The following is a 20,121-nucleotide window of genomic DNA, read 5'->3' as shown; positions in this document are numbered from 1 at the left end:
TCAAGTGTGCCGGTCGCATGTCCAACGCCGAAACCGAACTCAAACTGCTGCTGCCCGGCGCGCAGGCCACCACCATCGAGGCCCGGCTGCGCAAACTGGGTGTGCTGGCGCGGCGCCGGACGTCGACGCACTGGCTGTGGAACGTCTACCACGACACGCCCGACCAGGCCCTGCGCCAGCAGCGGCATGCACTGCGCACGCGATGCATTTCGAACCGCCCGTGGAGCAGCACCGCTTCCGCGGCGACGCTGCGCGGCGAGTGGGTCCAGACCTTCAAGTCGGCGGGCATCTCGCACGGTGGCCTGAGCTGTCGCGGCGAGTGGGAAAGCCGGTCATCCTCGGACAGGCCCGATCCGGTGGCGTTGCGGACCACACCCTGGACTGCGCTGGACCCCGACGGCCGCCTGTTCGGTGAATTGCGTCCCTGTTTCGAGACCCGTTGTTGCCGCACCGTGTGGACCCTGCATCGCTACCACGGCGCGACCATCGAGGTGGCGCTTGATCGCGGGGAGGCGGTTTCCAATGGCCGTTCGGAGCCCATCCTGGAGCTTGAGCTGGAACTCAAGTCCGGTGCATCGGTCGCGTTGTTCATGCTGGCCAAGGAGATCGCTTCGGTGCAGTCTGTCCTGCCATGCGACGTGAGCAAGGCAGAACGGGGCTATCGGCTGGCGCAGGGAGGGGCCCAGCCCGCCGCCCCGGCCGGTTCACTGCGGCTGTCCGCCGACGCCACCCCACTGGAAGCCGCCGGCCAGGCCTTGAGCGAGACCTTCGACCAGTTCACCCGCAACCTGTCGTCCTTGCTGGTCTCCGACGATCCTGAGGTGGTGCACCAAGCCCGTGTCGCCTGGCGGCGCTGGCGCAGCGCGGTCCGGCTGTTTGCGCCCTGGCTGCCCGGTCGGCCCGATGCCAGCGGGTTGACGCCCTTGCTCGACGATCTGGGACGGCTGCGCGACCTGGACGTGCTGCGCGCCGACACCTTGGGCCGCTGCTTGCCGGCCTTCGTGGGCGGCGATCCGGGGCGGCAACACATCGCCGACCGCACGCTCGAACGCATCGATCAGGCCCGGTCAGCGCAGCGCGAGCGAACGCGGGCGGCATTGGCCCAGCCGGCCACGGGGCTGGCACTGCTGGATCTGGCCTGCGGCCTGTTCCGGCTGACCACGGACGCCCCTTTGCCGCTGGCCCTGCGGCCGTCCTCCAAGGCCGACGCTGCCCGCCCAGGCAAACGCCGTTCCGGCAGGCAGGGCACTTGGGCCGTCCGGCGCATCCGCAAACTGCAACACCGCCTGGAAGACGCGTTGGTTGCCGGTCAGCAGCCGCATGCGGAGCCGGAGCAGATCCACCGTGCCCGCATCCTGGCCAAGAGAACGCGCTACGCCGCCGAGATGCTGCAAGACCTCTTGCCAGACAAGCGCGGCAAGACTCTCACGGAGGAGGCCACCGCGGTCCAGAACCGGCTGGGGAAAGACCGCGACCTCCAACAGGCGGTGCCGTTGCTGGAAGCCCTGCAGGCGGACGCCGCGCTGATCGCATTTCTTCGCGGCGTGCTGGCCTGTGAGGCCCTGGCAGGAAAGGGGTGATCACGGGGCGTGGCTGCGCCGCAGCTCGCGCTTCAGCAGCTTGCCGCTGGGGTTCTTGGGCAGCGCCTCGGTGAACACCACGCGCTTCGGGCATTTGAAGGTCGCCATGTGGGCGTTGCAGTGCGCCAGCACCTCGTCTTCGGTGAGCTGCTGGCCGGCCTTGACCACGATCACCGCCGTCACGGCCTCGACCCACTTCGGGTCGGGCAGGCCGATCACGGCCACCTCGCTCACCGCGGGCAGGCGGTAGATCATTTCTTCGACCTCGCGGCTGGCCACGTTTTCGCCGCCGGTCTTGATCATGTCCTTCTTGCGGTCCACCACGGTGATGAAGCCTTCGCTGTCGATCACGGCCAGGTCGCCGCTGTGGAACCAGTCGCCCTCGAAGCTGGCCGCCGTGCGCTCGGGGTCGTTGAAGTAGCCGAGCATGAGGTGCGGTGAGCGGTGCACGATCTCGCCGACTTCGCCCACGGCCACGTCCTGCATCGCGTCGTTGACCACGCGCGTTTCCACGTTGAGCACCGCCTTGCCGCAGGAGCCGGGTTTGCGCAGCTGGTCGTCCGGGCCGAGCATGGTGGCCAGCGGCGCAATCTCGGTCTGGCCGTACAGGTTCCACAGCCGCACGGCCGGCAGGCGCGCGGCCAGTTCCTTCAGCACCTCGACCGGCATGATGGACGCGCCGTAGTAGCCCTTGGTCAGGTGCTTCAACTTCGCCGCGTCGAACAGGGGCGAGCGCAGCAGCGCGATCCACACCGTGGGTGGGGCGAAGAAGCTGGTGATCTGGTGCTGCTCCAGCAGGGCGAGCAGGTTGTCGGGCGTGGGCTTGCTGGTGATGACGTTGCTGCTGCCGATGTAGATGGCCGGGCCGAAGAACACGTCGAGCTGCGCGCAGTGGTACAGCGGCAGGGCGTGCAGGGCCCGATCGGTCTCGGCGATCTCGGCGTTGATCACGCAGCTCACGTACTGCCAGAGCACGGCGTCGTGCGTGAGCATGGCGCCCTTCGGCGTGGACTCGGTGCCACTGGTGTAGACGATCTGGGCCAGGTCGAAGCTGCCCAGCGCGACCTCGGGCAGGGCCTCGGTGCAGGCGGCGAGTTGGTCGAACCGGTGCATGCCGGCGGCGGGCTCGCTGGGGTCTTCGCTGGGCAGCCAGACGAACTGCTGCACCTGCGTGTCCAGCGCCGAGGCCTCGCGCGCGAGCCCGGCCAGGCCGCTGTCGGTGGCGAGCGTGCGGGCGCCCGCGTGGCGCAGGATGTAAGCCACCTCATCGGCCTTGAGCATGAAGTTGATCGGCACCATCACCGCGCCGCGGCGTGCCAGCGCAAAACGCAGCGCCGCGAAGCCGTGTGAATTGCGCGCCAGCACGGCGACCTTGTCGCCTTCACCCACGCCGATCTTGTTCAGGCCCGCCGCCAGCCGCGAGACCAGGGCGTTGAACTCGGCGTAGGTCCAGGTCGTGGCACCGCAGGTGATGGCGGTCTTGGCCGGCAGGCGCTGGGCGGTGCGGTGCAGGGCGTCGGCGATGGTCTGGCGGCGCACGGCGGGGGCGATGGGGTGGGGTCGAACGTCGGTCAAGGATGCCTCCTGTTACAGCGGTGCCCACGAATGCGGGCACGATGGAAGGCATTGAACCCACAAACCGCGCGCGCGGCCATGGCGTTTTCACCAGCAGGGGGAGCCCGCTGTCACCTGCATGACGCCCACAGGTCGCGCCGCTATGATCCGCCGCATGAACCTGCTTGCTTCGATGCACGACACGCTGCTGCGCTCAGGCAGAGGAGTGTTGTCCGCCTGGGGTGCCTGGTGGCAGGTGCTGCTGATCGGCGCCGAGATCGTGGTGCTGTCGCTCTCGCCGTCGAGCTACGACGAACCCGAGGAGCGCCACGCGATCATCGCGCACCTTTACCGCGCCAGCGCGCCGCTGCTGACCTGGTTCCTGGTGCTCTCGGCGCTGGTCAGCCTGGTGCTGATCCGCATCGTGGTGGCCACGGCGCTGAGCTATGGCCTATCGCAATATGCCCTGGAGGTGCTGGTGCGCACGCTGGTGCTGGAGCTGATTCCGCTGTACGCGGCGCTCTTCGTGGCGGTGCGCTACACCATGCCCGAGTCGCAGCGCATCCGCCGCCTGCTGGCCGACGAGCACCGCCGTGGCGGCCGCCGGCCGCGCCAGTTGCTGCTGAGGGTGGACATGCTGCCGCGCGCGCTGGCGGGCGTGTTTTCGGTGCTGCTGCTGGCCGCGCTGAGCTGCTTCATCGCGCTGGTCCTCACCTACCTGAACGTGTACGGTTTTTCCCCCTGGGCACTGGCCGACTACAACCGCAGCGTGGGCAGCGTGTTCTCGCCGGCGGTCACGCTGATCTTTGCCCTCAAGACCGTGTTCTTCAGCCTCGCCGTGGCCTTCGTGCCCATGGCCGCCAGCGCCCAGCGCGACGCCCAGGGCGGCTACACGCGCCGCAGCGACATCACCGAGTTCGCGCGCCTGCTCTCGGTGATCCTGCTGCTGGAGGTGGTGTCCCTGATGGGCAACTACTATTGATTCACCTTCCGGTTCCGACCATGCCCACACCCACGCCACCCAACGGCCCCGTTCTCGACCCCTTGCCGCCGGTGAAGAACCTCGAGGTCAAGGCCGCGCTGTTGCTGCTCCTGCTGCTGATCCTGGTGGTGGGCTCGGCGCTGTACGTGATGTACGCGCGCGGCGCCTTCGAGCGCACGCAGCGGCTGGTGTTGATGTCCGACGACTCCGAGGGCGTGGTGGCGGGCATGGACATGACCTTCGCCGGTTTCGCCATCGGCAGGGTGGCGCAGCTGGAACTGGCCGAGGACGGCAATGTGCGCATCCTGGTGGACGTGCCCACCAAAGACGCGAAGTGGCTGCGCAGTTCCAGCATCTTCACCATGGAAAAGGCGCTGGTCGGCGGCACCAAGATCCGCGCCTACAGCGGCATCCTGACCGACCCGCCGCTGGAGGACGGGGCGGTGCGGCAGGTCTTGCGCGGCGACGCGGCGGCCGAGATCCCCAAGCTGGTGGCCCAGGTGCGTGACCTGCTCGACAACCTCAACAACATGACCAAGGCCGACGCGCCGCTGCAGCAGTCGCTGGCGAACGTGCAGATCGCCACCGAGCGGCTCAAGGGGCCGCAGGGCGCGATGGGCCTGCTCATGGGCAACGACGACGATGCGAAGCAGCTCACGGTCACCCTGGGCAACGCCAACGCCGTGCTCGCGCGCACCGACGGGCTGGTCAAGCGGCTGGACTCGCTGGTGGCCAACGCCGACAAGCAGGTGTTTGGCCAGGGCAGTGGCCCGGGCGGCACGGGCGGCGACACCGGGCTGGTGGCCGACGCACGCACCACCGTGCAGCAGCTCAACAGCATGCTGGCCGAGGCGCGCGGCAGCCTGCAGAAGGTCGACAAGTTGCTGATCGACGCGCAGGCCATCACCGCCAACACCCGCGAGGCCACGACCGACCTGGCCAGCCTGCGCGGCGAGGTGGACTCGAGCCTGCGCAAGGTGGAGGCGCTGATCAACGACCTCAACCGCAAGTGGCCGTTCAAGCGCGATTCGGAGATAAATCTTCCATGACAAGAGACACCCCCGTTGCTTGCTCGCTGCGCGTAGCCGCATCCCCCCTCAAGGGGGCAACACCAGTGGCCCGGCGAAGCCGGTTCCACGGTGTTTCCGATTGGGCCGCTTCTTCATTGGTCGCGCGTTGTTTTCCTGTGTTGCTGGGTCTGACCCTGGCGGCCTGTTCCAGCACGCCCGTGCCGGACTGGCAGATGAACGCCAAGGGCAGCTCGGAGCGGGCGACCGAGGCCTGGCTCAGTGGCGACAGCCGGATCGAGGTGGCGGAGTTTGCGCGGGCGCGGGCCGAAGTGGCGCGCACCGCGCGGCCCGACCTGCTGGCGCGGCTGGAGCTGCTGCGCTGCGCCACGCGGGTGGCGGCGCTGGAGCTGGAAGCCTGCACCGGTTTCGATGCGCTGGCCGCAGATGCGGCGCCGGCCGAACAGGCCTACGCGCGTTACCTGGCGGGCAACGCGCAGGCGGCCGACGCGGCCCTGCTGCCACCGGCCCACCGCGGCCTCGTGTCGGCTGGTCAGAGCGATGTCTCGGTCATTGAAGACCCGCTGGCGCGGCTGGTGGCGGCCGGTGTGCTGTTGAGACGCGGTGCGGCCACGCCGACGACCGTGCAGGCGGCGGTGGACACCGCGTCGGCGCGCGGCTGGCGCCGTCCCTTGCTGGCCTGGCTCAAGGTCCAGCAGCAGCGTGCGCAGGCGGCGGGTGCGGCGGACGAGGCGGCGCGCCTGCAGCGGCGCATCGAACTCATGCTGCGCTGAAGCGCCGTGGCTTCAGCGGCCACTCACTCCAGGTTTTCGTGGTGCCCTTCGGCACCGACCTTCCAGTAGGCGGCCACGCGCATGGCCTCTCGCGGGTGGCCTTTGTCGGTGGCGAGCACGTCACGCATGCGGGCCATCACCGCGGCCTCGCCCGCGCACCAGACGAAGCCCTCGCCAGCGGGCAGGTCCAGCTCGCGAACAGCGCTCACCAGATCGTCGGCCGATGGCACCCAGCGCACCTGCGCATCAGCGCGTGTGGACATGGCGCGCTGGTCGTCGGGCATGGGCGCGTGGGCGATCACCTGCACGCGGGCGCCCGGGGGCAACTCCTCCAGCCGGCGGTGAATGGCGGGCAGGGCGGTGGCGTCGCCCACCAGCAGGTGCCAGTCGAAGTCGGTGGGGATGACCATGGAGCCGCGTGGCCCGCCGACCGTGGCCGGCATGCCGGGCTGGGCCTGGCGGGCCCAGTCGCTGGCCAGGCCTCCGGCGTGGAGGGCGAACTCGATGGTCAGCTCGCGCCGCGCCGCATCGAATTGGCGGGGGGTGTAGTCGCGCCGGTGCACCTCGCCTGAAGGACCTTCAAACATGAATTTGAGGTGGTCGTCGAACGAGAGCGAGGTGAAGCCGTCGAGCGAGGCGCCAGCGAACGTGACCGCGAGGAACTGGGGGCTGACCGCTTCAACGCGGGCGACCTGGACGTCGCGCCGGACAAGTTCGTGGCGGACCCGCTCAACGCGACGGACGGGGGAAGTGATGGACATGGATAGAGTGAATTGATTGATAATGTCATCAATCATGACCAAAATTGATGACAATGTCAGCAAAGTGGGTATCTCGCCCGACAGCGATGTGCTGGAGGCCATGCACGCGGTGGTGCACGCTTTCCGTTCAAAGCTGCTGCGCGGCGAGGTGGACCAGCCCCGGGACCTGAGCCCGATGGAGGGCAAGGCGCTGGGCTACTTTGCCCGCCATCCCGGTGCCACACAGAGCGACCTCGCCACCCACGCGGGGCGCGACAGGGGCCAGGTCGCCCGCCTCATTGGCGGTCTGAAAGACAAGGGCCTGTTGCTGGCGGTGCCCGACGAAGCCGACCGCCGCGTGTGGCGCCTGTCGCTGTCGAAAGAGGCACAGGCTTTGCACAAGCTCATGCAGCAGCGCCAGAAAGCGCTGGCGTCGGTGGCCACGCGCGGCATGAGCGAACGCGAGGTCCAGCAGCTCATGGGGCTGTTGCAGCGGGTCAGGGAGAACCTGCAGCAACACGGGTGAGCAGCCCCATGCCATCCGTCGCCAGGGCATCGACACCCACCGCAGCCGGACAACGGCGGTGGGCGGCCTGACGCGGACGACGTCAGTTCGTGGGTCAGGCGGCCAGCTTCAGTTGGTCGTGGGGGTCGATGACGAACTTCTTCGGCGCACCGGCGTCGAAGGCCGCATAGCCCCTGGGTGCGTCCTTGAGGGCAATCACCTCGACGCCCACCACGTCGGCGATGTGGATCCGGTCCCACAGAATCGCCTGCATCAGCGCGCGGTTGTATTTCATGACCGGTGTCTGGCCGGTGAAGAAGCTGTGCGACTTGGCCCATCCCAGGCCCAGGCGGATGCTCAGCGAGCCGCTCTTGGCCGCCTTGTCCACCGCGCCCGGGTCTTCCGTGACGTACAGACCCGGGATGCCGATCTTGCCGGCCGCGCGCGTCACTTCCATCAGCGAGTTGAGCACGGTGGCCGGGGCCTCTTCCTGCGAGCCGGCGTGGCCGTGGCCGCGCGCCTCGAAGCCCACCGCGTCGATCGCGCAGTCCACCTCGGTGGTGCCGAGGATCTGGGCGATCTGCTCACCGAGCGTGGCGTCCTGCGACAGGTCCACGGTCTCGAAGCCGACCTTGCGCGCGTGCACCAGGCGGGCCGGGTTGACGTCGCCGACGATGACCACGGCCGCGCCCAGCAGCCGCGCCGATGCGGCCGCCGCCAGACCCACGGGGCCTGCCCCGGCCACGTACACCGTGCTGCCCGGGCCGACACCAGCCGTCACGGCGCCGTGGTAGCCCGTGGGCAGGATGTCGGACAGGCAGGTCAGGTCGCGGATCTTCTCGACCGCCTGTTCGCGATCGGGGAACTTCAGCAGGTTGAAGTCCGCGTAGGGCACCATCACGTATTCGGCCTGGCCGCCGATCCAGCCACCCATGTCGACATAGCCATAGGCGCCGCCCGCGCGCGACGGGTTGACGCTCAGGCAGACGCCGGTGTGCTGTTCCTTGCAGGTGCGGCAGCGCCCGCAGGCCACGTTGAACGGCACCGACACGATGTCGCCGCGCTGCAGCGTCTCGACATCGCGCCCGACTTCGAGCACCTCACCCGTGATTTCGTGGCCCAGCACCAGGCCGGCCGGGGCGGTGGTCCGGCCGCGCACCATGTGCTGGTCAGAGCCGCAGATGTTGGTGGTGAGCACCTTCAGGATCACCCCGTGCTGGGCGGTGCGCCCCATCGGGTTCAGGAGTTCGGGAAAAGGGATGGACTGGACCTCGACGTGGCCCTGGCCCAGGTACACGACACCGCGGTTGGCTGACATGGTTGTCTCCTCTGTTGGATGGGGGGAATCCCCCTGCCACTTTTGCAGATTGAGGAGAAGCGACTTGCCTCGATGCGACGCCGAGTTGTGTGGCGGCGGCAGGGGACCCCTGCGGGTCAGGCCACCCGGACCAGCCTGGGCGGGCTCTTCGTCGCGATGGTGCGGCCGGCACTCGCCTTGTCGGCCTGCTGGCGACGTTCGTCGCTGGGGGCGTGGCCGAACAGGCTGCGGTAGGCCTTGCAGAAGTGCGACGACGACTGGAAGCCGCAGGCCACGGTGACCTGCATGATGGGCTGGCTGCTGTGCGTCAGCAATTCCTGGGCGCGGCGCAGCCGCAGGTTCATGTAGTACTGGGCCGGGTTCATGCTGAAGTAGCGGTTGAACAGGCGTTCGAGCTGGCGCAACGACAGCCCGACCAGGCCCGCCAGCTCGATCAGCGACAGTGGCTCTTCGATGTTGGCGGCCATGATCTCGGCAGCCTCGGTCAGGTGCTGGTAGCCGGGGCCGATGCATTCGGGCTGCGGGATGCGCTGGCGGTCGCTGCTGGCGCGCAGCCGCTCCACGATGAACTGTTCGGACACGGCCATCACCAGCTTGGGCCCATGGTGTCCGCGGATCAGGTGAAGCACCATGTGAAGAGGTGCCGTGCCACCCGAACAGGTGATGCGGTCGCGGTCGAAGATGAAGACCTCGGGCGTGAACCGCACCTTGGGAAACTCTTCGCTGATGGCCGCCAGGTTTTCCCAGTGGATGGCGCAGCGGTGGTTGTCCAGCAATCCCGCGCTGGCCAGGGCAAACGACCCGGTGCACAGGGCGCCCATGGCGGCGCCCCGGGCGGCGCACTGGCGCAGCAGCCGGCGCACTGGATCGGTGGTGACCTGGCGGATGTTGAGGCCACCACAGACCAGCACGAGGTTGCAGGACGACAGGTCCTCGGCGCTGCCGTTCGACGAGACGGTCAAGCCATTGCTGGCGACCGGTTGCGACGGCTCGGCCTGGACGACCGTCCACCGGTACAGCGTGCGGCGGCTGATGTAGTTCGCCATGCGAAGCGTCTCGACCGCGTTGGCAAAGGCGATCATCGAGAAGTCGTGGAGCAGGACGAAGCCCACATGGAAGCCTTCCTGGACAGGCGCCTCGCGGGTGAGGGAGGAATCGACGGTGAAGTGTGTCATCGTTCGCTCGCTTGGCGGCTCAGTTCTGCTTGTTCTCTCGGGCCGCGCCGAAGCTCTCGGTGATGCGGTCCAGGATGATGGCGAGCAGCACCACGGCCAGCCCGCTCTCGAACCCCAGGCCGATGTCCAGTCGCTGGATGCTGGCGAGCACGTCGTTGCCCAGTCCGCCGGCGCCGACCATCGACGCAATGATCACCATCGAGAGCGCCATCATGATGGTCTGGTTGACGCCGGCCATGATGGTGGGCAGGGCGATGGGCAACTGCACCTTGAACAGCAGCTGGGTCGACGTGCATCCAAAGGCATTGCCGGCCTCCACCTGCTCGGCACTCACCTGCCGGATGCCCAGGCTGGTCAGGCGCACCACCGGCGGCATGGCGAAGATCACCGTGGCCAGGATGCCAGGCACGCGACCGAGACCGAACAGCATCGCCGCCGGGATCAGGTAGACGAAGGCCGGCATGGTCTGCATGAAATCGAGCATCGGCCGGATGACCGCGTTCACGCGGGGCGCGCGCGAACACCAGATGCCCAGCGGGATGCCGTAGAACAGGCTGATGAACGTCGCCGAGAGCGTCAGCGCCAGGGTGACCATGGTCTGCAGCCAGAACCCGGTCACGACGATCAGCGCCAGCGCCAGCGCCACGAACGTGCCGAACCGCCAGCTCACCCTGCGGACGCTCACCCCCACCGCCACCAGAATCACCAGCCAGAACGGGATGGACAGCATCGCGGTTTCGACCCACTGGGCGAACTGTTCAACCACCAGGCCGATGCCGTTGAACACGGCGGCGCCATGTTCCAGCAACAGCTGCACCCCGGCGTTGACCCAGCGCCCGAGGGGCAACATGTTTTCGGAGGCCTGGGTTACCTGTGAAAGCAGATCAGACATGGCGGGCCTCTTGTTCGATTTTCTGGAGCAGACTGCGGGCGGAGATGGACCCCAGCAAGCGGTTGGCCTCGTCGAAGACGCCCACCGGTTGCTCGATGCCCAGCACGATCTTCATGGCTTCCGGCAGGGGGGTCTGGGCGGAGATGCGGTGGCCGCCGCTGAACATCTGGCCCTGCAACGAGGCGTCCAGCAGGTCCCCGGCCGTCAGGTAGCGCGAGGTGTCCACGCCCTTGAAGAACCGGCGCACGTAGTCGTTGGCCGGCCGGGTGATGATTTCGTGGGCCGTGCCTTCCTGCACCAGGTTGCCGCCTTCCATGATGCCGATGCGGCTGCCGATGCGCAGCGCCTCCTCGAGGTCGTGCGACACGAAAATGACGGTGCGCCGGTGCTCGCGCTGCAGGTCCAGCATCAGGGACTGCATCTCGACGCGCTTGAGCGGATCGAGGGCGGAGAAGGCCTCGTCCATCAGCAGGATCTGCGGATCGACGGCCAGCGCCCGGGCCAGCCCCACCCGCTGCTGCATGCCACCCGAGAGTTGCGAGGGGTACTTGGCGGCGTAGGTCTTCAGGCCCACCTGTTCCAGCACGTCCATGGCGCGCGATTCGCGGGCCTTGCGGTCGATGCCCGCCATCTCCAGACCGAAGGCCGCGTTGTCCAGCACGCTGCGGTGCGGCATCAGCGCGAACGACTGGAACACCATCGCCACCCGGCGGCGGCGCCACTTGACCAGCTCGTGCTGCGGCAGCGCCGCGATGTCTTCACCGTCGATGTTGATCGATCCCGACGAGGGTTCGACCAGGCGGTTGATGAGCCGGATCAGGGTGGACTTGCCACTGCCCGAGAGCCCCATCAGCACGTAGATGTCGCCGGCCGCCACATCAAAGCTGACGTTGTTCACCCCGACCACATGGCCGGTTCGGGAAAAAACCTCGTCTTTGCTGAGCCCCTGGGCCAGCAGCTTCTGCGCTTCTGAAATGTTGTTGCCGAAGATCTTGTACAGACTTCGAACACTTACTTTGGGTCTTTGCATCGTGGGCCTCTGGTTGTCTTCTGTCGTTACTGTTTTTGTGAGCAAGCTGCGTGCCATCGACATGACCTCGATCCTCTGTCAAGCCGGCGGTTTTTGCCATGGGGCAAGCCCCAGTGATGCATCGATGCACGGACTTGGCGGTGTCATGGCGGTTCGAGGTGGCTGAAGCGGTGCGTGCCTGTTCCGCACTCACCGTTCCAGTGCGACATCGCTGAGCGGTTTGCTGCAGCAGGGCAGGATCCAGCCCTGATCGACCTCCCTCGGGCGGATGCCGCCGTTGTGTTTCATTTCGACCTCGCCGGATTTCTTGCGCGTCTTGCAGGTGCCGCACACACCGTTGCTGCAGGAGGAGGGCAGGCGCAGGCCCGCCGCCTGCGCCGCTTGCAGAAGCGTCTGGTCGCTGCGGCACGAGAAGGTCTGGCCACTGGTCTGCAGCACGATGCTGTGCACGGCCGAAGCACCATCGGCTGGCGCCGCCGGTTCGGGCAACGGTGGCGCAGCAAACGAGAAGCTCTCTTCCCGGTAGCGCGCCATGTCGTACCCGGCGACCGACAGCAACTGTCGGATGGCGGCCATGAACGGCGCCGGTCCGCAGGTGTAGATGTCGCGCTGCAGGAAGTCGGGCGCGATGTGCGCCAGGCGCGCCGCGTCCATGCGCCCCAGGTGCCCGGCGTACGCGCTGGCCATGGTGTGCTGCTCGCACACCATGGCCAGCCGCAGCTGCGGCATGTTGCGCGCCATCAGCGTGAGCTCTTCGGGAAAGAGCAGGTCGGCCGGTGAGCGGGCGCAATGGGTGAACACGATGTCGGCGCTGCTGCCCAGGTCGTGCAGCGCGCGTGTCATCGACATCAGCGGTGTGATGCCGCTGCCCCCCGAGAGGAACAGGTAGCGCTGCGCTGGCGCGTGGTGGAAACAGCTGAAATCGCCCGCCGGTCCGATGGCGCTCAGGCGCATGCCGGCGCGCAGGTGGTCGTGCAGCCAGTTGGACACCGGGCCACCGGGCACGCGCTTGACGGTGATGCTCACCAGGTCGGGGCGGGTGGGGGTGCTCGACAGCGTGTAGCAGCGGTTGATCTTGCGTCCGCCGATGTCCAGTTCCAGCGTGATGAACTGCCCTGGCAGGTAGCGAAAGCTCCGGGGCCCTTCCGCTGCGAGGACGAAGGTCCTGACGTCGTGGGTTTCCTGGCGAACCTGTACGCATTGCAGGAACTCATCCCGGTCGGCGTTCCACACCGCCGAGGGCGGCGCGGCGAGGTCGGGTGTGTGCAAAGAGGTGGCCATGGTCGTGTGTCCGGCGCTGGATGTGTCGTGGGGGCGTTACCGGGTGTGTGCGTTCAGGCGGTTGACGTACCAGTTGCAGAACTTCTCGACCAGGCCTTCGGTGTAGGGCGAGTAGGGGCCGGGTTCGTAGGCGCCGGTGGCGATGCCGATTTGCGACTCCTCGACCAGGCGGCGGTCCTGGGCGTTGGTGGCGTTCCAGACCGCGGTGAGGTTCTCGACCGTGTAGTCCACGCCCTCCACCGCGTCCTTGTGCACGCACCAGGTGGTGCGCACCAGGGTCTTGCCGGCCGAGATGGGCAGCACGGTGAAACTGACGACGTGGTCGCTCATGAAGTGGTGCCAGGAGTTGGGCTGGGTCCAGAAGGACAGGCCGCCCAAGGCCGGGTCGGTGAAGTCGGCGAGCAGCTTCCTGGACGCCACCTCGGTGTTCAGGGTCTGGGAGTGGCCCGTGCGGTCCAGTGGCAAGCGCTGTGTGCGGTAACCGGTGATCCGGTCGTCCAGCCGTTCGATCTCGGCGGACGGCAGACCCATGCCTTCCCAGCGTTCGCGGGCGGCGTTGGTGATGTCGATGAAACGCTGCTGCTCGGCGGCATTCTGTTCGTCCGGCTTGTACCCGAAGCCGAACTCGTAGAGGGAGATGGTCAGTTCGGGGTGGTTGGCCACGCAGTGGTAGCACTCCCGGTTGTTCTCCATGGTGAGCTTCCAGTTGCAGTCTTCGATGATGTCCACCTGCGCGGCCACCTTGCACTGGTCCAGGCGGTGCGGTGCCAGGTAGGGCGTCATCTCGGCGGCCATCTGATCGAAGTCCGCCGGCGGCTCGTCGGCCAGGCAGATGAAGATCAGGCCGGAGAGCGTGCGCACGTGCACCGTCTTGAGGCTCATCTCCGACGGGTCGAAGTCTGCGCCCATGTGCTTGGCGTGGATCAGCTTGCCGCTCAGGTCGTAGGTCCACTGGTGGTAGGGGCAGACGATGTTGCCCAGCTGGCCCTGGTGGCTTTCGCACAGCCGGGAACCACGGTGACGGCAGACGTTGTGGAAGGCGCGCACACCCATGTCGTCGTCGCGCACGATCAGGATGGACTTGTTGCTGAACTCCACGGCGATGTAGTCGCCCGGCTCCGGGATCTGCGGCTCGACGGCCACAAAAATCCAGTGCTTGCCGAAGATGTGTTCCATGTCGGCCTGCAGGACCGTTTCGCTCAGGTAGAAAGGCGCTTCCAGGCTGTAGCCGGGGCGGCGGCGCTCCAGCAGCTCGCGGGTGAGCAGCGTCTGAGCAGAGATGGTTTTGGTCATGGAGAGATCCCTTCAGAAGTGAACGAGAGAATGGGCACGCAGGTAGTCGAGCACCGCCTGCGCCTTGTTTCGGGCATCGCCGGCTTTCAGCACCGTGCCGCTGGTCGATGGCGACTCGATGGCGCCCAGCATGCGGGCGTGGCCACTTTGCTGGCGGCGGGCTTCCAGCGGCAGGCGGCGTTTGTGGGCCTGAACGAGCTCGCGCGGTGCGGGTGCACCGTCCGGGCCGTTGGCGTTGGTGACGGGCTGGCGCAGCACCTGACCGGCGACCGCACAGGCCATCGAATGGCGCAGCGTCAGCGGGGCCGCCGCGCTCACGGCCAGCACCGCCGGCGGGTGCACGCGCAGCTGGCGCCGCGCGCCTTTGGGCAAGGCCTGGGTCACGATCCAGGCCTTGCCTTCGGGCCGGATGGACAGCACGTCGCTGATGACGGGGCGGTGCAGCGCGGCGGCCAGGGCATAGGGCAGCACGTCTTCGCCGGGTTCCGTGCCCTGCCGGGTGCCGGTGAGCACCCAGGCCACGTCCTGCAGCTGTGCGGCCAGGGTGGCGGTGAGGTCGGCGCCGGCAGCGCATTCCAGCAGTTCGATGTGCGATGCCCCGAGGGCGAGGTAGTCGCGCGCCACGGCATCGGGCATGTTCCCGGCCGAGAGCAGGCGGACCTGGTCCGACACGCTCAGGGCCAGTGCGGCCGCCACGGCGTCCGCGCGGCTGCGCACCGGCCGGCCACTGACGGGGTGTTGGCGGCCTGCGACCAGGACCGTGATGTCGTTCATGGGGCCTCCTTGTGTTGCCGCACCAGATCGAGCATGGCCTGCATCAGGGCGCGGCTGTCCTCGACCACGGTCAGGTCCGCGCGCCGCGTGATGGGGGCGGATGTGTCCAGGTTGACCGCGATCACATGGCGGCAGTCCTTGATGCCCTGCAGGTGCTGCACGGCACCCGAGATGCCCACGGCCAGGTAGCCGGAAGCGGTCACCGTCTTGCCCGTGGCACCGACTTGCTGGGCCCGGGCAAAGCGCCCGTCGTCCACCGCGACACGGGACGCGCCCACGGCAGCACCCAGTGCCTGGGCCAGCGCGTGGAACAACGGCAGGTCGGTGACCCCGTTGCCCGCGGCCAGGATGAAGTCTGCTTCTTCCAGCGCCATCGTGGCCGGGTCGCCGGTCTGCACACCCAGGTCTTCCACGCCCGCTTCGGCCACCGCCGGCCAGCGCGGGGCCTCGCCGTGCACGCCCAGCCCCAAGAAGGGCAGCTGGGGGCTGGCCACGCCCTTGGCCAGCAGCATCACCTGTGCATGGGGCTGTTGCCAGTCCTGGCCCGCACCGGCGGGAATGCGCAGGTTGTCGGCCGTGAGTTCGGCCACGCCAGCGGCCAGCGGCAGGCCGGCGCGGGTGGCGAAACGGCGACCGAGCTGACCATCGGCCCCGTTGTCGGCCATCAGCCAGCGCGTGGGCGAGAGCTGTCGCCGCAGGTCTTGCAGCCATTGCACGCTGGCTGCGCTCAGGTAGGCGTTGCCATCCGCACCGTCGGCTACCAGGACCCGGTCCACGCCCAGGGCCGCGACGTCGTCGTGGCAAGGGCCCAGCACCGCCAGCACCACTTCGGTGTGGGGGGCCGCGAGGATGGCCGCCGCCGCGATCACCTGACGGGCCTGGTCGCTCAGCGCACCCCGGTCCGGGTGGGTCACCACCAGGGTGATCTCGCTGAAGGGGCCGGCGCTGCGAACCGGCTTGGTCAGCGGCGCGTGCGCGGCGTTGGAGGCGAGGCGTTCGCCCTCGCTGCTGCCCAGGACAATGCGGCGCAGGCCTTGCGGCGTGATGATGGCCGGGCGGCGCGGATCGACGCGGCGCAGGGCGGTGGGTGAATGGTTCATGCCACCTCCAGTGCACGAGCCACCAGCTCGGCGACATCCAGCACCTCGGGGCGCGGGCCGACCACGCCTTCGAGCATGGCGGTGCAGTTGGGGCAGGCGACGGCCACCACGGTGGCGCCGGTCCGCCGGGCGTCGGCGATGCGGATGTCGGGGATGCGCGTTTCGCCGGGAATGTCGGTGAACGGCGCGCCGCCACCGCCGCCGCAACAGCGGCCGTGCTCGGCGTGGCGCTCCATCTCGACGACCTTGATGCCGATGCCCTTGAGCAACTGGCGCGGGGCATCCACTTCGCGGCCGTAGCGGCCGAGGTAACACGGGTCGTGGTAGGTCACCACGTCCTGGCCGGGCGCCTTGGTGGGCGTGATGGTGCCCTTGGCCAGCAGGTCGGCCAGCAGTTGGGTGTGGTGCCAGACGTCGTAGCGGCCCCCCATGGCGGGGTACTCGTTCCGCAGCGAATGGAAGGTGTGCGGGTCGGGTGTGACGATGTGCTGGAAGCTGCGTGCCTTCAGGGTGGCGATCAGCTGCAGGGACAGCCGCTGGAAGCCCGCCTCGTCGCCCAGCCGGCGTGCCAGGTCGCCGCAGTCGGTCTCCGCCGCACCGAGCAGCGCGAACTTCAGGCCGGCCTTTTGCAGTGTCTTGATGAAGGCCCGCAAGGTGCGCTGGTAGCGCATGTCGAAGCCGCCTTCGCCCACCAGCACCAGCCAGTCGGTCTGTTCGCCGGGGTTCAGCACCGGCACATTCAGGTCGGCCGCCCAGTGGTGGCGCGCGCTCAGCGGGAAGCCGCCCACGGTGTCGGTCTCGCGCAGCTGCTCCAGCGCTTCCATGCCCTTGTTCGGCACCTCGCCCCGCACCAGGGTGATGTGGCGGCGCATGTCCACGATGGCGTCCACGTGCTCGATCAGCATCGGGCATTCCTGCACACAGGCCCGGCAGGTGGTGCAGGACCACAGCGTGTCGGCGTTGATCAGGCCGTTGACGATGGGCAGATGGGGCGCGCCGCCGTGCTGGCCCACGGGCTGGCCGGGGTAGGGACTGCCGGCGTAGGCGGCGTCCGTGCGGCCGCTCATGCCGACCACCAGGTCCTGGATCAGCTTCTTGGGGTTCAGGGGCTGGCCGGCGGCGAACGCGGGGCAGGCCGCTTCGCACTTGCCGCACTGCACGCAGGCGTCGAAGGACAGCAGCTTGTTCCAGGCGAAGTCGGCCGGTTTGCCCACGCCCATGTCCTCGGCGGTCAGCTTCAGCGGTTTCAGGGCCGTGGCGAAGCGTTGGTCGCCGAACCGCTCGGGGCGGGGGTGCAGGCCCAGGTGCAGCAGGCCGGCGACGGCGTGCTTCATGGGGCCGCCCAGGCCGATGCCCAGGGCCAGCTCGGCCACGCCCGCGGCGAAGGCCAGGCTGATCAGACCCGCCAGCCAGGGGGCGAGGGCGGTGCCGGTGAGGGCCACCACACCGACCAGGGTCGCGGCCGCGGCGAACGCCAGCAGGGAATAGGGCAGTCGTTTCCAGGGCCCTTGCGACAGGCGTGCGGGTGCCGCGCGGCGGCGCCAGGCCATCGCACCGGCGCCCACGATGGCCAGCAGGCCAGCGATGAGCAGCACCACGTCCAGGCTGCGCCAGTAAAGGCCGAGGCCGTAGTTCAGCGCCACGATGAACAGGGCCAGCAGCGTGCCTCCGGCGACGCCGACGTGCGCCCGCGCCACGAAGGGCTCGCGCGCCACCACATCGTGCAGGTCCACGAAGTAGCGCCGGGGGATCTGCAGCAGGCCACCGAAGTCCACCGCGGCGGCGCGGCCACCGCGCCAGAGCGCGGCGCGCCGGGCCAGGCCGATGAGCAGGCCCAGAACGGCGAGCCAGAACACAGCGCTCACAAGGTGCTGCAGCAGCATCTCAGACCTCCACAGCGCCGGCGTGCGAGCCGCCACGCATGACGAGGTCCAGCCCAAGGGCACCGCCGGGCCGGCTTTGCCGGACGGCCAGTGCCGCCCCCCTGGAGGGGGGAGACGCGAAGCGGCGCAGGGGGTGCTTCATGTTCAAAAGTCCTTACAGAGGCGCAGCGAGTCGTAGATCGCGGCGTGGATGTTGTGCATCGACACGCAGTCGCCGACGCGGTAGAGCAGGAAGTGATCGCCGTCGGTCTGGAGGCTCAGGCCGGGTTGCGGCAGCGCGTCGTACAGGGCGTCGATGTCGGTCTGCCCTTTGTTCAGCGACAGGGGCTTGAGCTGGTGGTAGAGACCCTCGTTGGGCAGGATGCCGTTCTCGATCACCACCTGATCGACCGCGCGCTCCTCCAGCGCCTCGGTGTACTCGTTCTTCAGCACCGCGATCAGCTTGTCGCCCTCGCGGTACACGCGCTCCAGCCAGAAGTTGGGGGTCTGGATCACGCCGTTGGCGTACAGCTGGCGGTAGAAGACCGGGAAGGTGGTGCCCCCCGTGTCGTCGGCCACCTTCACGTCGGGCGTCACGATCTCCACCAGCTTGCCGCGGGACGCGATGAAATCGGCCACGCCGGTGCCCGCATGCGTGCTGATGCTGTCGTAGACCAGCACGTTCTCGGCCGGTGCGACCGCGCCCGAGAGGATGTCCCAGCCGCTGACGCTCAGGCCGTCGGCCGCGCCCCAGGCGGGCACCTGGCCGGTGTGCGGCGTGCCGCCGGTGGCCAGCACCACGATGTCCGGCTGTTCGGCGCGGATCATCTCGGCCGTGGCCGCCACGCCCAGGCGGCGGTCCACGCCCAGGCGCTGGGTCTCCATGTCGAACCAGCGGATGATGCCGGCCATCTGTTCGCGCTTGGGCGGTTTGGCGGCGAGGTTGACCTGCCCGCCCACGGCGCTGTTCTTCTCGAACAGCACGACGTCGTGGCCACGTTCCCGGGCCACGCGGGCCGCTTCCAGCCCGGCCGGGCCGGCGCCGACCACCACCACCTTGCGGCGCACGCCCGTGGTCTTCTCGATCACGTGGGGCATGGTCTGTTCGCGGCTGGTGGCGGCGTTCTGCACGCACAGCACGTCCAGGCCGTTGTACTGGCGGTCGATGCAGTAGTTGGCACCGACGCACTGCTTGATCTGGTCTTCGCGGCCGTCGCGGATCTTGATGACCATGTGCGGGTCGGCAATCTGCGCGCGCGTCATGCCCACCAGGTCCACCATGCCGGTGGCCAGGATGCGTTCGGCCTGCGAGGCGTCGCGGATGCTCTGGGCGTGCATGACCGGGACCTTGGACACCGACTTGATGCCGGCGGCCAGGTGCACGAAGGGCTCGGGTGGCAGCGCCATGGGCGGCATGCAGTTGGCCAGGGTGTTGTGGGTGTCGGCGCCCGAGCCGACCACGCTCAGGAAGTCAATCAGGCCGCTCTCGGACATGGCCTGCGCGATCTCCTTGGCCATCTCGTGGCTGATGCCGTCTTCGTGGAATTCGTCGCCGCACATGCGCATGCCGACGCAGAAGTCGGCCCCCACCTGTTCGCGCACGGCCTGCAGCACCTCCATGCCGAAGCGCAGGCGGTTCTCCAGGCTGCCGCCGTACTCGTCGGTGCGGTGGTTCACGCGCGGGCTCCAGAACTGGTCGATCAGCTGCTGGTGCGCGGCGGAGATCTCGATGCCGTCCAGGCCCGCGTCTTTCACGCGACGGGCCGCGCGGCCGTAGTCGGCCACGATGCGGCGGATTTCCTCGATCTCGATCATCTTGGCGTTGCCGCGGTGCACCGGCTCGCGGATGCCCGAAGGGCTGACCAGGTGCGGCCAGTCGAAGCCGTGCCAGGCGTTGCGCCGGCCCATGTGGGTCGCCTGGATCATCAGCTTGGCGCCGTGCTTGTGCATGGTCTCGGCCAGGTTGGCCAGGGGCTCGATCACCGAGTTGGTGGCCAGGTTGACCGAGCTCCACCACGACCAGGGGCTGTCGCGCGAGACCGGGCTGGAGCCGCCGCAGATGGCCAGGCCCACGCCGCCCTTGGCCTTCTCTTCGTAGTAGCGGATGTAGCGCTCGGTCGGGTGGCCGCCTTCGGCGTACACCTCGGCGTGGGCCGTGCTCACGATGCGGTTGCGCAGCAGCACCTGGTTCAGGCGCAGCGGTTCAAACAGGTGCGGGTAACGCATGGTGGCTC

17 protein-coding genes are annotated in these 20,121 nt (G+C 68.4%); 5 read left to right on the top strand and 12 right to left on the bottom strand.

The genetic code is table 11. The annotated features are described in order from the left end of the window. Positions 1–17: 17 nt before the first annotated feature. A complete protein-coding gene (locus IV088_RS16930; RefSeq protein ID WP_291104547.1) occupies positions 18–1,580 on the top strand; it encodes a CYTH and CHAD domain-containing protein in 1,563 nt (520 codons plus the stop codon). On the opposite strand, the gene IV088_RS16925 is transcribed toward IV088_RS16930, so the two are convergent. Next, positions 1,581–3,155, bottom strand: a complete 1,575-nt coding sequence (locus IV088_RS16925) for an acyl-CoA synthetase (protein ID WP_291104544.1) — start codon at positions 3,153–3,155, stop codon at positions 1,581–1,583. Between the two features lie 154 nt (positions 3,156–3,309). On the opposite strand from IV088_RS16925, the gene IV088_RS16920 reads away from it, so the two are divergent. The 3 genes from IV088_RS16920 (at position 3,310) to IV088_RS16910 (ending at position 5,917) form a co-directional block, all read left to right on the top strand. Further along, entirely contained in the window at positions 3,310–4,116 is an 807-nt protein-coding gene (locus IV088_RS16920) for an ABC transporter permease (RefSeq protein ID WP_291104542.1), read from the top strand. Between the two features lie 20 nt (positions 4,117–4,136). Continuing rightward, entirely contained in the window at positions 4,137–5,165 is a 1,029-nt protein-coding gene (locus IV088_RS16915) for a mammalian cell entry protein (RefSeq protein ID WP_291104540.1), read from the top strand. Positions 5,166–5,302: 137 nt separating this feature from the next. Beyond that, positions 5,303–5,917, top strand: coding sequence for a hypothetical protein (locus IV088_RS16910; protein ID WP_367171595.1), 615 nt, complete (start codon positions 5,303–5,305; stop codon positions 5,915–5,917). Positions 5,918–5,940: 23 nt separating this feature from the next. On the opposite strand, the gene IV088_RS16905 is transcribed toward IV088_RS16910, so the two are convergent. Further along, on the bottom strand, positions 5,941–6,678 hold the full coding sequence (locus tag IV088_RS16905; RefSeq protein WP_291104537.1) for a siderophore-interacting protein: 738 nt from the start codon (positions 6,676–6,678) through the stop codon (positions 5,941–5,943). A 34-nt stretch (positions 6,679–6,712) separates the two neighbouring features. Between IV088_RS16905 and IV088_RS16900 the strand changes: the two genes are divergently transcribed. Beyond that, positions 6,713–7,183 (top strand): MarR family transcriptional regulator, encoded by a 471-nt coding sequence (locus IV088_RS16900; protein WP_291104535.1) that lies wholly within the window; start codon positions 6,713–6,715, stop codon positions 7,181–7,183. Between the two features lie 94 nt (positions 7,184–7,277). On the opposite strand, the gene fdhA is transcribed toward IV088_RS16900, so the two are convergent. From fdhA to IV088_RS16850, 10 genes are all read right to left on the bottom strand, one after another. Next, positions 7,278–8,480 carry a formaldehyde dehydrogenase, glutathione-independent gene (gene fdhA, locus IV088_RS16895; protein ID WP_291104533.1) on the bottom strand — a complete coding sequence of 401 codons (1,203 nt, stop codon included), beginning with the start codon at positions 8,478–8,480 and terminating at the stop codon, positions 7,278–7,280. 116 nt (positions 8,481–8,596) lie between these two features. Continuing rightward, a complete protein-coding gene (locus tag IV088_RS16890; protein ID WP_291104531.1) occupies positions 8,597–9,655 on the bottom strand; it encodes a GlxA family transcriptional regulator in 1,059 nt (352 codons plus the stop codon). Between the two features lie 19 nt (positions 9,656–9,674). Beyond that, positions 9,675–10,547: a proline/glycine betaine ABC transporter permease gene (locus IV088_RS16885; protein WP_291104529.1), complete on the bottom strand. Its 873-nt coding sequence runs from the start codon at positions 10,545–10,547 to the stop codon at positions 9,675–9,677. Then, positions 10,540–11,577, bottom strand: coding sequence for a glycine betaine/L-proline ABC transporter ATP-binding protein (locus IV088_RS16880; RefSeq protein ID WP_291104527.1), 1,038 nt, complete (start codon positions 11,575–11,577; stop codon positions 10,540–10,542). Before IV088_RS16880 ends, IV088_RS16885 begins: the two co-directional genes overlap by 8 nt. Before the next feature lie 189 nt (positions 11,578–11,766). Further along, positions 11,767–12,858, bottom strand: coding sequence for a hybrid-cluster NAD(P)-dependent oxidoreductase (locus IV088_RS16875; protein ID WP_291104525.1), 1,092 nt, complete (start codon positions 12,856–12,858; stop codon positions 11,767–11,769). A 36-nt stretch (positions 12,859–12,894) separates the two neighbouring features. Next, positions 12,895–14,151 carry an aromatic ring-hydroxylating dioxygenase subunit alpha gene (locus IV088_RS16870; RefSeq protein WP_291104523.1) on the bottom strand — a complete coding sequence of 419 codons (1,257 nt, stop codon included), beginning with the start codon at positions 14,149–14,151 and terminating at the stop codon, positions 12,895–12,897. Between the two features lie 12 nt (positions 14,152–14,163). After that, the gene (locus tag IV088_RS16865) at positions 14,164–14,925 is read right to left on the bottom strand and encodes a hypothetical protein (RefSeq protein WP_291104514.1); all 762 of its coding nucleotides are present in this window, start codon (positions 14,923–14,925) and stop codon (positions 14,164–14,166) included. Then, a complete protein-coding gene (locus tag IV088_RS16860) occupies positions 14,922–16,025 on the bottom strand; it encodes an electron transfer flavoprotein subunit alpha/FixB family protein (protein ID WP_291104512.1) in 1,104 nt (367 codons plus the stop codon). The genes IV088_RS16865 and IV088_RS16860 overlap by 4 nt, the downstream gene beginning before the upstream one ends. Next, the gene (locus tag IV088_RS16855) at positions 16,022–17,908 is read right to left on the bottom strand and encodes a (Fe-S)-binding protein (RefSeq protein ID WP_291104511.1); all 1,887 of its coding nucleotides are present in this window, start codon (positions 17,906–17,908) and stop codon (positions 16,022–16,024) included. Before IV088_RS16855 ends, IV088_RS16860 begins: the two co-directional genes overlap by 4 nt. 144 nt (positions 17,909–18,052) lie before the next feature. After that, a complete protein-coding gene (locus IV088_RS16850) occupies positions 18,053–20,113 on the bottom strand; it encodes an NADH:flavin oxidoreductase (protein WP_291104510.1) in 2,061 nt (686 codons plus the stop codon). Positions 20,114–20,121 lie beyond the last annotated feature (8 nt).

The organism is Hydrogenophaga sp., assembly GCF_018780075.1.
Classification (GTDB): domain Bacteria; phylum Pseudomonadota; class Gammaproteobacteria; order Burkholderiales; family Burkholderiaceae_C; genus Hydrogenophaga.
This window is presented reverse-complemented; position numbering and strand designations above follow the sequence as displayed.

What these genes read in the sequence shown, in the direction of transcription:
- IV088_RS16860 (WP_291104512.1), bottom strand. Translation starts at nt 16,025, where the DNA reads ATGAACCATTCACCCACCGCCCTGCGCCGCGTCGATCCGCGCCGCCCG.
- IV088_RS16920 (WP_291104542.1), top strand. Translation starts at nt 3,310, where the DNA reads ATGAACCTGCTTGCTTCGATGCACGACACGCTGCTGCGCTCAGGCAGA.
- IV088_RS16875 (WP_291104525.1), bottom strand. Translation starts at nt 12,858, where the DNA reads ATGGCCACCTCTTTGCACACACCCGACCTCGCCGCGCCGCCCTCGGCG.
- IV088_RS16900 (WP_291104535.1), top strand. Translation starts at nt 6,713, where the DNA reads ATGACCAAAATTGATGACAATGTCAGCAAAGTGGGTATCTCGCCCGAC.
- IV088_RS16880 (WP_291104527.1), bottom strand. Translation starts at nt 11,577, where the DNA reads ATGCAAAGACCCAAAGTAAGTGTTCGAAGTCTGTACAAGATCTTCGGC.
- IV088_RS16890 (WP_291104531.1), bottom strand. Translation starts at nt 9,655, where the DNA reads ATGACACACTTCACCGTCGATTCCTCCCTCACCCGCGAGGCGCCTGTC.
- IV088_RS16930 (WP_291104547.1), top strand. Translation starts at nt 18, where the DNA reads ATGTCCAACGCCGAAACCGAACTCAAACTGCTGCTGCCCGGCGCGCAG.
- fdhA (WP_291104533.1), bottom strand. Translation starts at nt 8,480, where the DNA reads ATGTCAGCCAACCGCGGTGTCGTGTACCTGGGCCAGGGCCACGTCGAG.
- IV088_RS16870 (WP_291104523.1), bottom strand. Translation starts at nt 14,151, where the DNA reads ATGACCAAAACCATCTCTGCTCAGACGCTGCTCACCCGCGAGCTGCTG.
- IV088_RS16855 (WP_291104511.1), bottom strand. Translation starts at nt 17,908, where the DNA reads ATGCTGCTGCAGCACCTTGTGAGCGCTGTGTTCTGGCTCGCCGTTCTG.
- IV088_RS16885 (WP_291104529.1), bottom strand. Translation starts at nt 10,547, where the DNA reads ATGTCTGATCTGCTTTCACAGGTAACCCAGGCCTCCGAAAACATGTTG.
- IV088_RS16915 (WP_291104540.1), top strand. Translation starts at nt 4,137, where the DNA reads ATGCCCACACCCACGCCACCCAACGGCCCCGTTCTCGACCCCTTGCCG.
- IV088_RS16850 (WP_291104510.1), bottom strand. Translation starts at nt 20,113, where the DNA reads ATGCGTTACCCGCACCTGTTTGAACCGCTGCGCCTGAACCAGGTGCTG.
- IV088_RS16865 (WP_291104514.1), bottom strand. Translation starts at nt 14,925, where the DNA reads ATGAACGACATCACGGTCCTGGTCGCAGGCCGCCAACACCCCGTCAGT.
- IV088_RS16905 (WP_291104537.1), bottom strand. Translation starts at nt 6,678, where the DNA reads ATGTCCATCACTTCCCCCGTCCGTCGCGTTGAGCGGGTCCGCCACGAA.